Raw genomic sequence first — 14,556 nt, 5'->3', positions numbered from 1 at the left:
GGTGCGGTCGTCCGGCCCCGTAAGGGGCGCGGGGCTGTGACCATGTGCGGCTCCGCCGCGCGGGCGCGACCGGCCACGGACCGGCCGGCAGCTTTCGTACCCGCCGTACCGCGCTACCCGCCGTATCCGCGGAGCGCTCAGCGCTGGTAGAAGATCCGGTCGCCGTACTGCTTCAGGATGCGGGCGTTCCAGTCGTGGCCGCCGTCGACGTTGCCGGAGCGCAGCAGCGGGGGCTCGATGCCCCGTTCCGCCAGGATGCCCGCCGCCGTCGCCATCACCGACTGGAGCAGCGCCGACGTGACGACCGTGGAGGCGGGGGCGAAGGGCGCCGGGATGGTGTCGAGGGTGAGTTCGGCGTCGCCGGGGGCGATCTTCGAGTCCAGTACGACGTCGCAGTGGTCCTTGAGGAACGTGCCGGAGGCGTTCCGGGGCGTCGTCTCCGTCGCGTACGCCACCGAGGTCACGCCGATGACCCGGACACCGAGGGCACGCGCGTGCAGCGCCATCTCCACCGGGAGGGCGTTACGGCCGGAGAGGGAGATGATCACGAGTACGTCCCCGGCGCGCAGCGGAGACGTGTCCAGGACGGCCGTCGCCAGGCCCTCGACGCGTTCCAGGGCGGAGCCCAGCGTGGCCGGCATGACGTCGACGCCGACGACGCCGGGGACGGCCAGCAGGTTCATCAGGGCGAGGCCGCCCGCGCGGTAGACGAGGTCCTGCGCGGCGAGCGAGGAGTGCCCGGCGCCGAAGGCGAACAGGCGCCCCTCGGCCGCCACGGTGTCGGCGATGAGCGTGCCGGCGGCCGTCACGGCGTCCGCCTCCTCGTCGCGCACCCGCCGCAGCAGCCGGATCGCGGCGTCGAGGAACTGGTCGGCCAACTCGCTGTCGCTCATCGGTAAGCCCTTCGGGACATCGGCGTACCGGACCGGCGTATCGGTCCGCGTCGCCGATCACCGTGAGGTCTGGACCACTGCCCTGTCAACAGCGCGACCGGTCGTTCCCGCGCCCGCCGCCGTACCCTCGGTGAAACGTGCTGTCTACCCGGCCGCGAGGATCTGTAACCGTGTGGTTCCCACGCGGCGGCACGGTTGTCAGTGGTATGCGTCAGAATTGAAGCCAGGGCCAGCGCACGCGCCGGAGCCGTCGAGCCTCCGGCACATCTCATCAAGGGGCACGAATGTCCGGACTGATCGATACGACGGAGATGTATCTCCGCACCATCCTCGAGCTGGAGGAGGAAGGTGTGGTCCCCATGCGCGCCCGGATCGCCGAGCGGCTGGACCAGAGCGGCCCGACGGTCAGCCAGACCGTGGCCAGGATGGAGCGGGACGGTCTGGTCGCGGTCGCCAGCGACCGGCACCTCGAGCTCACGGACGAGGGCCGCCGCCTCGCCATCCGCGTCATGCGCAAGCACCGCCTCGCGGAGTGTCTGCTCGTCGACGTGATCGGCCTGGAGTGGGAGCAGGTCCACGCGGAGGCGTGTCGCTGGGAGCACGTGATGAGCGAGGCCGTGGAGCGCCGCGTCCTCGAACTCCTGCGCCACCCCACCGAGTCGCCCTACGGCAACCCGATCCCGGGCCTGGAGGAGCTGGGCGAGAAGGACGGCGCGGACCCCTTCCTCGACGAGGGCATGGTCTCGCTGGCCGACCTCGACCCGGGTGTGGACGGCAAGACGGTCGTCGTACGGCGGATCGGCGAGCCCATCCAGACGGACGCGCAGCTGATGTACACGCTGCGCCGCGCGGGTGTGCAGCCCGGTTCGGTGGTCAGCGTGACGGAGGCGGCCGGCGGGGTGCTGGTCGGCAGCGGCGGCGAGGCGGCCGAGCTGGAGGCTGACGTGGCCTCACACGTGTTCGTGGCGAAGCGCTGACCCGGCCCCGCTGCCGCACCGGTCGCCGCACCGTCAACTCCTGTTGCCGAGGGGGAACTTGCCGGGTCCCGGGATCCGTGCTGTTCAAGGCGCCAATCCAAGATTGAGTGTGCGGAATCGCAGCGCTCGGCCGTTTCGCGTGCCACGCTGTCGCGATGGGCATATGACTTGAGGGCTCTTGGCCGGGTGCGGCAGCGGTGTCGCCCGGCGGGGAGGGGGAGCGTGAGGATGTGCCGCGGACGTGACGAGGGCCCCGGCGCCAAGTGGCGCCGGGGCCTGTCCTCCCCTGTGCTGACCCGGAGCCCCGAGCTCCCAGGGTCATCCCCTACGGACCGTCTTCCCCGAGCGGTCCGCCTCCCGCAGAAGATCTCCCCTCGGCCACGCGGATCATTCCCTGAGCGGTGTCACTCGTACGAGGGGTGTTGCGGCCGGAGACCGCATTTTCGAATAGTCATTCGATAATCTGTGATCCTGCGGTCCAGCGATCGGCAGAGGAAACTTCGATAGCTAGGGGGGTGCCAGGACCTATGGCGCGGCGTATCGACGTGACCGGAGCGGGCGGCGTACGCCTTGCTGCCTGGGAGTTCGCCGACCCTCCCAAAACCGGTGAGGAACAGGCCCGGCTCGGAGACCCCGAGCGGGCACCCGGCGTGCTGTTACTGCACGGGCTCATGGGCCGTGCCTCGCACTGGGCGTCCGCCGCCCGCTGGCTGGGCGAGCGGCACCGGGCTGTCGCACTCGACCAGCGGGGCCACGGCCAGAGCGACCGTCCCCCCGGCGACATCTACACCCGCGAGGCGTACGTCGAGGACGCCGAGGCGGCGATCGAACAGCTCGGCCTCGGCCCGGTCGTCCTCATAGGCCACGCCATGGGCGCCCTGACCGCCTGGCAGCTCGCCGCGAAACGCCCCGACCTGGTGCACGGTCTGATCATCTGTGACATGCGGGCGTCGGCGCTGGGCGCGGCCTCCCAGCGGGAGTGGGAGGACTGGTTCAAGGCCTGGCCCGCCCCCTTCGCCACCCTCGCCGACGTACGCAAGTGGTTCGGTGAGGACGACCCCTGGGTGGAGCGGCCCAGCCCCTCGCGCGGCGAGTTCTACGCCGAGGTGATGCAGGAGTCCCCCGACGGCTGGCGCCCCGTCTTCGAACCGGAGCAGATGCTCAAGTCCCGCGAGACCTGGGTGTTCGACGCGCACTGGGAGGAGCTGACGCAGGTCCAGTGCCCCACCCTGGTCGTGCGCGGCCTGGACGGTGAGCTGGGCCGGGCGGAGGCGCAGGAGATGGTGCGCGTCCTGCCGAGGGGCGAGTACGCGGAGGTGGCCGACGCCGGCCATCTCGTGCACTACGACCAGCCGGAGGCCTGGCGCGCGGCCGTCGAACCGTTCCTGGACGGCGTACTGACGGGCTAGCACCCCGCCGGGCGGGCTGTTCCGGGACAGGTGGTTCCCTGCCCGCGGGCCGGTGGGAGCTGGTCGCGCCGCGCGGCGGAGCGGCTGATCGGGTACAGCACCGCGCCCTGTCGGTTCGTGGTGCGCGGTGGGCACCCGACTTCGCCGAGACCGGCCCGGCGCCTCAGGGGCACGGGCCTCAGCCCTTGCCGCCCCCGCCCGTCACCGTCAGGAAGGCGACAGCCCCGGCCGCCACGAGGGTCACCGCGAGCAGGCACCAGCGGCGGGCCTCGTGGAAGGCCGCCCGGATCTGCCAGACGTGCGCCATGGCGAGCAGCCACCGTACGAAGGGGTCCGTGCGGGCGATGTTGGCCTTCGCCCGGTCCAGGTGCCCGCGCAACTGCGCGCGGCGGTGCGGGTCGGTCTCGGCCGCGAGCGCGCGGTGGATGTTCACGGCGACGGCACGGTGACGCAGCAGGTCGTCGACGCCGGTGGCGGCGGAGCCGAAGAAGTCGGCGGGGGAGGCGTCGACCAGCTCGCGCAGGCCGCGTGCCGCCGGGGTGCCGAGCGTGGCCGTCGTGGTGATCGGCGGCACGAGCACCCGGCTGACCTGCCAGACGGCGAGGCAGACCCCGGCGAGCGCGACGGCCAGCGCACCGCCTGCGACCAGCGCCTCACTCAGCCCGTGCACCTTCCCGACGGCCACCAGTGGCCCACCGCCGACGAGCGCGACCCCGACGGCACCGAACGAGGCGATCATCCACCGTGCGGCGGCCCGCAGTTCGGGCACGGCGTCGAGCGGGGAGGGGAGGGCGTCGAAGGGCGTACCGCCGCCCGGCCCGGACGGGACGGGCGGCGGTTCCGTGGTCACTGCGGCCAGTCCTCGGACGTGGGGGAGTCCTTGGTCAGCGCCTGGGGTGGCCCGTCGTCGTCGGGCACGTCCGGGTAGAGGACCCACGCCGTGCCGTCGTAGAACTCCAGCACGCCGTTGTCGCCGAGCCGTACTTCGTTGATCTTCGGGGCGTCCGCCATACGCGCAGTATCCCAGCCGACAGCCGCCGCCGATCGGTCAACGGGCCGCCGATTCGACGTCGTTGAGGTAGTGCAGCATCGCGGCGACCGCCGCCCGCTGGGTCGGCTGCCGAAGCCCGGTGGCGAGCCCGGGGTCGCGTTCGCCGGCGAGGATCCGCTCCAGGACCGAGGCCATCTGTGCGAGGACGGGGTCGCCGGCGAACCCGTCCAGGTTCTCCCGGTTCACCTCGCCGGCCATGTCCTGGCCGAGAGCGGCGGCGACGAAGCTCCCGAAGGCGATGCCGAGATGCATCACCGTCCACAGTTCGACGGGTACGGTCACCCGGCCGGCCAGTGCGTCGAGCGCGCGCCCCGCCACCCCGGCGTCGTGGGGCCCCAGCCCGGCGAGCACACCAGGCCCGCGCTCACCGCCCTGGATCCGGCCCAGTACGACGGCCAGGGGGACGAACATCGGGTCCAGCTCGACGAGTCGGGCGAGGTGCTGGCGCAGCTTCACCTTCGCCGCCGTGTTGCGCCGCTCGGCGGCCACCAGCGCCGAGAGCACCGGCTCCCAGGTCATGCCCCACACCGCCAGCTGTACGACGCCGAGCCGGTTCGCCCCCGTTTCCTCCTCCCGCGCACTCTCGCGGGCCTCCCGGACCAGCGTGGCGAGCGTCTCCCGGGCACGGGTGAGCCCGGGGTCCAGGCCGGCCAGCAGCAGGTCCAGGGCCACCCCGGGTACCTCACCCACCCGCGCGCACAACCCCTCGACATCCAAGGGCAGTTGAGCGTCGGCGGTCGACCCGAACTCCCGGAGGTCGCCCACCAGGGCCACCGCCGCGTTCATCGTCCGGCCGCCCCCGCTGAGCCTGGCGAGCAGCGCCCCCGCGAGATGGTGGGCGACCGCGCCCGCCGCGTCCCGCGCGTGCCTTTGCAAGTAGGTGCCCAGGTTGGTGTGGCCGACCGCGACCAGCGCCGGAAACCCCGCCCGGTACGCGTACCGCAGACTGTCCCGCTCCCGGGCGATCGCCACCTCGCCGTGCCCGCGCACGTCCGCCACGTTGGCGAGCGCCCCGAACACCTCACCCAGGTACACGAAGTCCCGGGCGCCCTCGAAGACCTCCCGGCACTCCTCGAGCAGCCGCAGCGCGTCCTCCGCACGGCCCAGGCGCAGCAACGGCATGTAGGCGGGCAGTCGGGCCTGCGCGAAGTCGGTGACCGGCGCGCCGCGCGCCCTCTTGGAGCCGCACAGGTCGTCGGCGTACTCCAGTGCCCGCCGCCACTCGCCCGCCTCGATCGCCGCGCGCTGCCCGGTGTCGCACAGCTCCTCCCAGACCTCCCACCAGTCGACTCCCTCCCGGGGCCCGCGTTCCCGGGGCACGTCACGCATCCGCCGGTGCAGGGCGTCGGCCTCGGCGAGGGCCTCGCCGGCCTGGTCGGTCTGCGACAGGACGTGCAGCCGCTGGACCTCGTACAGGAGTGTCGTCCAGGTGCCCAGGCCGGCCCGTCGCGCGTGGTCGGCGCCCTGGTCGGCGAGGGCGAGTGCCTCGGTCAGGCGTCCGGTGCGTACGCAGACGTCGACGAGGCCGCTGGTCGCGGTGGCGGCGGCGGAGTGGTCCCCGCGATCGAGCGCCGAGGCCAGGGCGGCGCGTTCCTGCCGTTCGGCGAGGACCGGGTCGGTCTCGCCGACCACCCGCGCCAGCGTCTCCGTCGGCGGCACGACTCCGCTGCCCGGCGCGGACGCGGCGCGGGCCGCGATCCGGCGCAGCAGGGGCAGCACACGGGCCCTGGTCGGACCCGAGGCGTCCCGGCGCAGCACGGCTTCCAGCAGCGTCGCGGCGGACGACTCCTGCCGCATCCGGATCAGATAGGGCGCGGCGGACAGCGCGGCGTGCGTGAGCAGCGGCCCGGCCAGTTGGGCGCCCTCGGTGTCGGTGCCCTCGCGGGTCCACGCCATCTCGAAGATGTGCAGCCAGTACCCCGACATCCGCGTGTCGACCAGCTCCCGGACCCGCGCACCGGCCCGTGCCCGCCCTCCGGCGGCCACGGCGGCCTGGATCTCGTACGACTCTCCGGGCCGCGTGGTGAGCAGGCCATGGTCGATCAGTGTCCGGAGCGCCGTCTCGACAGGTGTGTCCGCGTGGCCGAGTCGGGTGCGCAGGTCGGGCCAGTTGTGGTCCACGGACGGGCGGGTGCGGTCGGTCTCCTCCAGGCAGCACAGGACGTGGAACAAGTCGCGGTCGGCGGGGACGAGTTCGGCGGCGACGCCGTCGGACCAGGCGCGCAGTACGCGAAGATGCTCGTCGTCGGCGGTGCCGTCGGCGTCAGCTGCCGCCGATGCCCGGTTTCCGGCGGCCAGCAGCCGGGTCAGGCGCTCCGGATCGGCGGCCTGGGCGTCGGCCAGCTCCAGCAGCCTCGGGTGGCCCTGGGCGAGTTGGAGAAGTCCGGTGGCGAGCCGTCGGGCAGCCGCAGGGGGCGTACCGGGGAGCCGGCCGTCGAGCAGGAGGGCCAGGTGGGGCAGTTCGCGGGCGAGCAGCAGGGCCTCGTCGGGGGTCAGCAGGTCGATCGGCTCGGTCCGTACGCGCGGTCCCAGTCCGGCCGGCCGGATCCGCCCGCACAGGATCAGGCGCCCGGCCCCGGAGTGCCCGGACAGCGCACCGACGAGATCCCCCCAACGCCCATCCCACCAGGTCCTGTCGGGGGTCAGGAGCGCGTCGATGCCGTCGACGACCAGCAGGGCCCGCTCCCGCTCCAGCCACGAGACGACGGCGCCGACGAATCCCGTCGCCGACTGTCCGGTCTCCCCGCCCGCGTCCAGCAGATGCAGGCAGCGCAGTCCCGGTACCGCTTGTTCCAGGGCCAGCGCGAAGGAGGCGAGAACTCCCTCCGGGTACTGCTGGTCCAGGTCCAGGTCCAGGTCCAGGTTCTGGTTCTGGTTCTGGTTCTGTTCCTGCTCCTGTTCCTGGGGTGCCGTGAACCAGACGACCCGATCGAAGGCGTGCGCGTGCGTCGCGACCAACTCCCTTGCGCACGCGGTCTTTCCGGCCCCGGGCATGCCTTGCAGCAGCACCCCGCAGAGCCCGCTGCGGGGTGCCAGTACGGCGCCGGCGCGGCCGAGGAGGGCGACGCGGCCGACGAAGTACTCGGGTACAGGAGGGAGTTGGGCTGCCATGTCCTCGCCGGGAGCGCCCGTCCCGCCCGGCGCGTCACCCATCGGCGCACCCAATGTGAGCCTCACCGCCCGCGCACCGAACAGTGCGGGAGTCGCCGCCCGGAGCGCGGACGCGGGCACCCCGTCCGCCGGGGAGCCCGCCGCCAACTCGGCCACCACCCCGGCCAGCGCCCGGGGCAACACCCGTCCCTCCATGACCAGTTGCCGGTAGAGGCGCTCGGCGAGGGCGATCGCGAACCCGTCCTCCACCGGGTACCGCATGGCCAGCACCGCGCACCCGAGCCGCTCGACGAGGTCCCCGGCGACGGCCCCGACCACGGGCCCCTCGGGGTCGGTGGAAGCCTCGTCGCCCACCGGAGTCGAGGCCGCCGCCGACCAGCAGGCCGACAGCGTGACCAGGGAGACGCCACGGGCGGCGCCGAGAAGGTCGACGAGTTCGGGCGCCCGGATCCGGTCGGGGCGCCCGGCGTCGGTCTCCAGGAGGAGTTCGCCGGGGGTGCCGTGGCCGGAGACGTGGACGAGGTCCCAGCCGGCCGGCCGCGCCAGTACGGCGCGCAGCCGCTCGCGCGTCACCCCGTACTGCAGTGTGCGCACCTCCACCGCGCGTCCGGAGCGCGCCGCGTCCGTGAACAGCCGGGTCAGCGCGAGCCGTTCACGCCGCAGGTTCAGCGCCCGGCTGCCCTCCGGCAGACTGAACAGCGCCAACACCCGTACGGGCCGATCTCTTTCACGCTCCCCGCCCTCGCGCCCCGCACCCCACTGCGTCACCAGGGTCACGTCCTGGACGGCCAGTGGCCGCCCCCGCGCATGAGCCAGCTCCAGTGGCACGAACATCAGGCGCCGCGCGGCCGGCACGTTCCTCGGCACGACGACCCGTACCACCGCCGGGGCCGCCGCGAGCAGCGCGGGCGCGACGGGCCCGAGGACCTCCGTTCCGATCCACGTGCCCACGTCCCGGACGATCTCCCGCTCCCGCGCGGCCCGTACGTCCGGGGCCGCGTGCCGGCGCAGATATCCGGGCAGGTCGAGGAAGGCCTCGTACTGCGGGCCGGTCGGGTCGAGGCGGACCTCGTGCCGGGCGAGGACCCCGCCGTCCGGCGCCACCAGCACCCACCGCCACCGGTCGGGCCCGGCGAAGTCCTCGACGTGCAGGGTCAGTTCGACCCCGGACTGATCGGGATCATCGGCCCGACCGGACTGGTCGGCTCGACCGGACCGGTCCGGCATCGCGGTCAGACCCCGAACTGTCTGCGCAGGCCCTGGATGACGGCGAGCGCCTGTTCCACCCGGGCGCGCACCGGGTGGCCGGCGGGGAGTTCCCGCAGTCCGCGCGCGTACATGTCCTCAGCGGTGCTGAGGTGTTCGTGATGGCCGGTCTGCACGAGTCCGAAGAGCGTGCCGCCGAGGTTGATGAGGCGCATCGCGTGCATCGGATGGTCGTCCGGGGTGTCGCGCAGTGTGGCGCGGGCGTGTCTGGCGGCCTCGTTCAGGATGGCGCCGTCGTTGTTGGTGCGCCCTTTGCGGAGCAGGGAGTTGGCGAGGTTGGACTCCTGCGCGAGGCGTTCCTCGTTCTGCCCGGCAGCGCGCACCGGCATGAGGTCGAGGCAGCCGCGGTACAGGGCGATGGCCTCGTCGATGGACTCCTCGTCCTTGGTGCTGTCGTAGACCTCCTGGAGGGCGGTGGCCAGGGAGGACATGTGCCGGGGGAGCCCCTGGTCGCCGGGCGGGGACTTGTCGACGGCCTGGCGGCCGTAGTCGACGGCCTTGATCAGGTCGGGGGCGGACCGGTCGCGTTCCCAGCTCAGCCGGTGCAGCATGCACAGCGAGGAGAGGGCGGCGGCGTGGCGGATGTCGTTGACCGGGTAGACCTCCACGGCCAGCTCGGCGGCCTGCACCGAGCCGCGCAGCAGTTTCGGGTCGCCGGTGCGGCCGTACGCCAGCCGCAGGTCGTCGGAGACACCGAGGGGTTCGAGGTGCTCGGACTCCGCTGCTGACCCGGGCTTGTCGTAGCTCCTGGACTTGGATCTGCCGAACCATCTGGCCATGCGCAGGCTCCCCCCTGAAAGCTTTCGTCACCCCCTCAATCCCCCCGATTGGCGCATCAAATCCCTTATGCCGTAGGCAAGTTCGGCCCGTGCGCGAGTCGCGGGTCCCGGGCGGACTCAGCCCTTGCTGACCGCCGCCAGGATCTCCGGCAGCCGCCGAGCCGTGCGCGGGGCGGAGAGCCGCAGGCCGAGGAGTATCAGCAGGGCGCCGTATCCGGCGCCGACGGGCACCAGCAGCCAGGTCCACCGGTCGCCGCCCGAATCGATGTTCAGCCAGATCGTGAGGGCGATGACGGGGGCGCACAGCAGGGCGGCCCCGACCATGCCGCCGAAGATGGCGATCGTGGCGAGCCCGGACTGCCCGGGGGCGACGTTCTTGTAGCCCTCCTGCGGGATGGAGTACGGGTACCGGGCCGACGACCAGGCCCCGGCCGCCAGCATGGCCCCCAGCAGTGCGAGGGACAGCCCGAGCGCCTCCGGCAGAGCGGCCCAGTCGTCGAGCAGCGCGGTGGTCAGAACGACGACGAGGGTGGCGTACGGCAGGCTGATCAGCAGCAACGCCAGTGCCCGGCCGCGCAGTTCGACGTACGCGTCCTGGGTGGACGAGATCGTCATCGCGACCATCCAGAAGGCGGAGGTGTCCTGGCCGAACTGGTTGTACATCTGGATGCCGAGCATCCCGGCCGCGAAGCAGGCGAAGTAGACCGAGCCGGTCCCCTGCAACGCGTTGAACACCGGCAGGATCAGCCCGATCGCGAGCGAGGTCACCCACGCGGCCTTCGTCTTGGGGTCCCGCCACGCATAGCGCAGGCTCCGTTCCATGACCGTCCCGGTGCGCCCGCCCGGCAGCAGCCGCGCGAGCCCGCCGGACGCCCGCTCCCGCTTGGCGGAAGGCTCGGCGGCCTGAAGCGTGGACCCGTCGGGGGAGGTCATCAGCCGGGTGAGGGTGCGCGACCAGACCCTCAGCAGCAGCACCAACGCGGCAACGCTGAGTGCGAGTTGGGCGAGCGCGACCCCGTACGAACCCTCACTCACCGAGTCCACCGCCCCGAGGGCGGAAGCGGGCGGCACCCACGCCAACACATCGGCCGCCGGGTCGAGTTGGCCGAGTCCAGCCGAACCGAGCTGCTGCACACCGAAGTTGACGAGCTGCGCGCCGACCGCGATGACCAGCCCGCTGAGTACGGCGAGATCGCGCCCCTTGCGGCTGCTGAGCAACCGGATGTTGGCGGCGGCGACGGCCCGCGCGAGCGCCACACACACCAGCAGCGACAGGGGGACGGCGACGAGCGACACGACGAACGCCGCCCCACCGCGTGCCAGCGCGATCACCGACCCGACGAGCAGGGACAGCGTGAACAGCGGCCCGATACCGACGAGCGAGGCCACGAGCAGCGCCCGGACCAGCGGCCGGGGGCGCAGCGGGAGCATCACCAGCCGGGTCGGGTCGAGCGTCTCGTCGCCGCTGGGGAAGAACAACGGCATGAAGGCCCAGCCCAGCGCCATGACCGCGAGAAGGATGACGGTGACGGACGCGGCGTGCGCGTTGCCGCGCAGGGCGAGCAGCCCGAGGAACTGGAGCGCGGCGATCAGCAGCACGACGACGACGGAGAAGATGTACGCGGCCCGCCGCCCCGCGGACTGTCTGAGCCCGTTGCGCAGCAGCGACAGCTTCAGCCGTACGACGACGGCCGTGACCGCCCCTTCGCCCGTCACCGGGCGCCGCCGCCCAGCCAGTCGAGGTGGGATCCGTGGTCGCGTCCGCCCGCGCCGACGAGTTCGAGGAACGCCTGCTGGAGCGAGGGCGCGTCACCCCGCACCTCGGCCAGCGTGCCGTGCGCCCGGATCCGCCCCGCCGCCATCACCGCGACCCAGTCGCACAGCGACTCGACCAGCTCCATGACGTGGGAGGAGAAGACGACGGTGGCGCCGGAGGCGGTGTACCGCTCCAGCACACCCCGGATGATCTGCGCCGACACCGGGTCCACGCCCTCGAACGGCTCGTCGAGGAACAGGACTTCAGGATTGTGGAGGAGAGCGGCGGCCAGGCCGATCTTCTTGCGCATGCCGGTCGAGTAGTCGACGACGAGCTTGTGCTGGGCGCCGGCCAGGTCGAGGACGTCGAGAAGCTGGGTGGCCCGCTTGTCGACCTCGACGCCGGGCAGCCCGCGCAACCGCCCCGAGTAGGCGAGGAGTTCACGCCCGGACAGCCGCTCGAAGAGCCGAAGCCCTTCGGGCAGCACCCCGATCCGCGCCTTGACCTCGACGGGGTCGCGCCACACGTCGTGCCCCACGACCTCCACGGTGCCCTGGTCGGGCCGCAGCAGCCCGGTCACCATCGAGAGCGTGGTGGTCTTCCCGGCCCCGTTCGGCCCGACGAGCCCGACGAACTTCCCCGCAGGCAACTCCAGATCGATCCCGGCAACAGCAACCTGCTGCCCAAACCGCTTCCAGAGCCCCTGCACCCGCACGGCAACACCATCAACCATGCGGTCACCCTAAGGTTTTTAGGGGCGCGGGGAACTGCGCGATCAGCCACAACTGGCCCGCAGTCGCCACGCAACCGAAACCAGGCACCCCAAGAGGCGAGTTACCGATCCCGCCCGCACGCGTAAGCGAGCGGCGAGATCAACTCCTCCGCATCAGGCAACCACCGATTCGCGGGCGTAGGCCGGCAGGCCCACTGCACAGCCCCCCGAGACGCGTACCGAGTGGGCGGCGCGGCCACATACGCCCCTTCGCCCAGCGCCACCAGATCCAGCGAAGCCGGCGACCACCCCAACTTGCGTACAAGATCGGGCACCTTCACCGACGCCCCCGGCAGCACGAAGAACCGCATCCGCCGATCCGGCGTCAACATCACCGGCCCGAGTGTCAGTTCCATCCGCTCCATGCGTGCGAGCGCGAGGAACCCGGCCGTCTCGGGCACATCAATCGCATCGAACGTATGGCCGGTGGGCAGCAGGATCGACGCCGTCGGCCGGTCGGTCCACAGCCGGCGCGCGACGGTCGCACTGCCCGTGGCCTGGGTCGCCCAGTCGGGCCGCGTCGGGTGTGCGCCGGGCAGGGCGCACGCGGTGTCGCCGCAGGAGCAGCGCTGCACCCCGTCGACTGTTTCCAGCCACGTACCGGGAAACACGTCCCAGTGGCGTTCTTCGGCGTAACGGACGGCGGTTTCCAAGAGGGATTCGCCGCGTTGCTTGGGGATTTGGGCAGCATCAGGGCCCGCGATGGTCTCTTCCACGATGAGGACAACTCTAGTGGGAATCATGAGTTACGCATGTCACATGCGCGGGGGAGGAGCATCGATTCCGCATCTGGGGCGCATGGATGCATCAGCGGGGGCGCGCAGGAGGATCCACGGCGGGGCTGGGTAGGCAGGGGAGGGGCTGGGCATCCGCCTTTACCCCGGCAATCCTCACATGCTTCGCATTGTCGGCATGTCTGCGGGGCATTGATCTTCGAGGCCGGATCTTTTCGCCGTACTCGTCCGCTGTGAGGACACGTACGGAAGGGGTTCCGGGCACGGAAGACACGTCAACTCGGTGCGCGGGCACGGCACCGCAGCCACAGGGGGTACGCCATGGCCGCAAGGCCTCTCGTCGCGCGGCAGCCGAACGAACGGCTGCAGGCGCTCATCCAGGAAGCGGGCTGCTCGAACGCCGGGCTCGCCCGCCGGGTCAACATGTGCGGCGCGGAGCACGGCCACGATCTGCGGTACGACAAGACGTCCGTGGCCCGTTGGCTGCGCGGACAGCAGCCCCGGGGCCGGGCGCCCGCGATCATCGCCGAGGCCCTCGGCCGCAAACTCGGCCGTACGGTCACGATCGACGAGATCGGCATGGCCAACGGCAAGAACCTCGCCTCGGGCGTCGGGCTCCAGTTCTCGCCGACCGTCCTCGGCGCCATCGAGCAGGTGTGTGAGCTGTGGCGCAGTGACGTGGGCCGGCGGGACTTCCTCTCCGGTTCGTCCGTCGCCGCGTCGGCGCTCGTGGAGCCCAGCCGCGACTGGCTGATCTCGTCCCCCGACTCCCAGGTGGCGCGCCAGGCGGGTCCCCGCGTGGGGCCGTCGGACGTGGCGGCGGTGCGGGCGATGACGCAGGCCCTCACGGACCTGGACCACCAGTACGGCAGCGGGCATGTGCGTCCGGTCGTCGTGCACTACCTCAACAGCGTCGTCTCCGGGCTGCTGGCGGGCTCGTACCGGGAGGCGGTCGGGCGCGACCTCTTCGCCGCCGTCGCGCGGCTGACCGAACTCGCCGGGTACATGGCCGTCGACACCGGCCAGCCCGGTCTCGCCCAGCGCTACTACATCCAGGCACTCCGGCTCGCCCAGGCGGCCGGGGACCGGGGGTACGGGGGATACGTACTCGCCGCCTCCATGAGCCATCTCGCCGCGCAGCTCGGAAACCCGCGGGAGATCGCGCAGTTGGCGCGGGCGGCGCAGGAGGGGGCGCGCGGCCGGGTCACCCCGCGCGCGGAGGCCATGTTCCTCGCGGCCGAGGCCCGGGGGCACGCCCTGATGGGCGACGCGCGGGCGGCCCAGCTGGCGTCCGGGCGCGCGGTCAACGCGCTGGAGGCGGCCGATCCGGAGTCCGGGGACGACCCGGCGTGGATCGCGCACTTCGACGGGGCCTACCTGGCCGACGAGCTGGCGCACTGCCATCGGGACCTCGGGCAGGCCGAGGCGGCGGCGCGGTGCGCGCAGGAGTCCCTGGCCGGACACCCGGTGACGCGGGCGCGGCGCCGGGCCATCGGGCTGGTGCTGCTGGCCACGGCACAGGTCCAGCAGCGCGAGGTGGAGGAGGCCTGCCACACGGGCCTGCGCGCGGTGGAACTCCTCGGCACCCTGCGCTCCAACCGGGGCGCCGAGTACCTGGAGGACCTGCAGCTGCGCCTGGAGCCGTACCGCGACGAACCGGTGGTCCGGGAGTTCGGGGCGCGGGTGGACCTGCGGGCGGCGGCGTGACGGGAGACACAGCGGGGCGCTGAGGTGCTGGTGGGGGAGTGGTCCGGTCCTGTGATTCGTCAATCGGATTCCGGGAACCCGGTAGCTTTAACTGAAGATTC

General features: G+C 72.4%; 11 protein-coding genes. 3 read left to right on the top strand and 8 right to left on the bottom strand.

What is annotated here, in order from left to right; genetic code table 11:
- Nucleotides 1-137: 137 nt before the first annotated feature.
- Nucleotides 138-893 (bottom strand): SIS domain-containing protein, encoded by a 756-nt coding sequence (locus G3I56_RS19640; protein WP_164410618.1) that lies wholly within the window; start codon nt 891-893, stop codon nt 138-140.
- A gap of 284 nt (nt 894-1,177) precedes the next feature.
- Between G3I56_RS19640 and G3I56_RS19635 the strand changes: the two genes are divergently transcribed.
- Entirely contained in the window at nt 1,178-1,870 is a 693-nt protein-coding gene (locus tag G3I56_RS19635) for a metal-dependent transcriptional regulator (RefSeq protein ID WP_164317414.1), read from the top strand.
- Between the two features lie 527 nt (nt 1,871-2,397).
- A complete protein-coding gene (locus G3I56_RS19630; protein WP_164410616.1) occupies nt 2,398-3,279 on the top strand; it encodes an alpha/beta hydrolase in 882 nt (293 codons plus the stop codon).
- 178 nt (nt 3,280-3,457) lie between these two features.
- Here G3I56_RS19630 and G3I56_RS19625 read toward each other — a convergent pair whose 3' ends face one another.
- The 7 genes from G3I56_RS19625 to G3I56_RS19595 all read right to left on the bottom strand — a co-directional run bounded on the left by G3I56_RS19625 (nt 3,458) and on the right by G3I56_RS19595 (nt 12,730).
- A complete protein-coding gene (locus G3I56_RS19625; RefSeq protein ID WP_164410614.1) occupies nt 3,458-4,129 on the bottom strand; it encodes a hypothetical protein in 672 nt (223 codons plus the stop codon).
- Nucleotides 4,126-4,290, bottom strand: coding sequence for a hypothetical protein (locus tag G3I56_RS19620; RefSeq protein WP_164410612.1), 165 nt, complete (start codon nt 4,288-4,290; stop codon nt 4,126-4,128). Before G3I56_RS19620 ends, G3I56_RS19625 begins: the two co-directional genes overlap by 4 nt.
- 37 nt (nt 4,291-4,327) lie before the next feature.
- A complete protein-coding gene (locus G3I56_RS19615) occupies nt 4,328-8,668 on the bottom strand; it encodes a CHAT domain-containing protein (RefSeq protein WP_164410610.1) in 4,341 nt (1,446 codons plus the stop codon).
- A 5-nt stretch (nt 8,669-8,673) separates the two neighbouring features.
- On the bottom strand, nt 8,674-9,486 hold the full coding sequence (locus G3I56_RS19610; RefSeq protein ID WP_164410608.1) for a hypothetical protein: 813 nt from the start codon (nt 9,484-9,486) through the stop codon (nt 8,674-8,676).
- Nucleotides 9,487-9,603: 117 nt separating this feature from the next.
- Nucleotides 9,604-11,202, bottom strand: coding sequence for a transporter (locus G3I56_RS19605; RefSeq protein WP_164410606.1), 1,599 nt, complete (start codon nt 11,200-11,202; stop codon nt 9,604-9,606).
- Nucleotides 11,199-11,975, bottom strand: a complete 777-nt coding sequence (locus G3I56_RS19600; protein WP_164410604.1) for an ABC transporter ATP-binding protein — start codon at nt 11,973-11,975, stop codon at nt 11,199-11,201. The genes G3I56_RS19605 and G3I56_RS19600 overlap by 4 nt, the downstream gene beginning before the upstream one ends.
- A gap of 101 nt (nt 11,976-12,076) precedes the next feature.
- On the bottom strand, nt 12,077-12,730 hold the full coding sequence (locus G3I56_RS19595; RefSeq protein ID WP_343240003.1) for a bifunctional DNA primase/polymerase: 654 nt from the start codon (nt 12,728-12,730) through the stop codon (nt 12,077-12,079).
- Nucleotides 12,731-13,069: 339 nt separating this feature from the next.
- On the opposite strand from G3I56_RS19595, the gene G3I56_RS19590 reads away from it, so the two are divergent.
- Nucleotides 13,070-14,455 (top strand): transcriptional regulator, encoded by a 1,386-nt coding sequence (locus G3I56_RS19590; protein WP_164317397.1) that lies wholly within the window; start codon nt 13,070-13,072, stop codon nt 14,453-14,455.
- The last annotated feature ends 101 nt before the right edge of the window (nt 14,456-14,556 follow it).

This window comes from Streptomyces sp. SID12488 (genome assembly GCF_010548275.1).
Classification (GTDB): domain Bacteria; phylum Actinomycetota; class Actinomycetes; order Streptomycetales; family Streptomycetaceae; genus Streptomyces.
This window is presented reverse-complemented; position numbering and strand designations above follow the sequence as displayed.

Excerpts from the sequence above, each read along its gene's own strand:
- G3I56_RS19640 (WP_164410618.1), bottom strand. The coding sequence starts at position 893 with ATGAGCGACAGCGAGTTGGCCGACCAGTTCCTCGACGCCGCGATCCGG.
- G3I56_RS19635 (WP_164317414.1), top strand. The coding sequence starts at position 1,178 with ATGTCCGGACTGATCGATACGACGGAGATGTATCTCCGCACCATCCTC.
- G3I56_RS19630 (WP_164410616.1), top strand. The coding sequence starts at position 2,398 with ATGGCGCGGCGTATCGACGTGACCGGAGCGGGCGGCGTACGCCTTGCT.
- G3I56_RS19620 (WP_164410612.1), bottom strand. The coding sequence starts at position 4,290 with ATGGCGGACGCCCCGAAGATCAACGAAGTACGGCTCGGCGACAACGGC.
- G3I56_RS19615 (WP_164410610.1), bottom strand. The coding sequence starts at position 8,668 with ATGCCGGACCGGTCCGGTCGAGCCGACCAGTCCGGTCGGGCCGATGAT.
- G3I56_RS19610 (WP_164410608.1), bottom strand. The coding sequence starts at position 9,486 with ATGGCCAGATGGTTCGGCAGATCCAAGTCCAGGAGCTACGACAAGCCC.
- G3I56_RS19600 (WP_164410604.1), bottom strand. The coding sequence starts at position 11,975 with ATGGTTGATGGTGTTGCCGTGCGGGTGCAGGGGCTCTGGAAGCGGTTT.
- G3I56_RS19590 (WP_164317397.1), top strand. The coding sequence starts at position 13,070 with ATGGCCGCAAGGCCTCTCGTCGCGCGGCAGCCGAACGAACGGCTGCAG.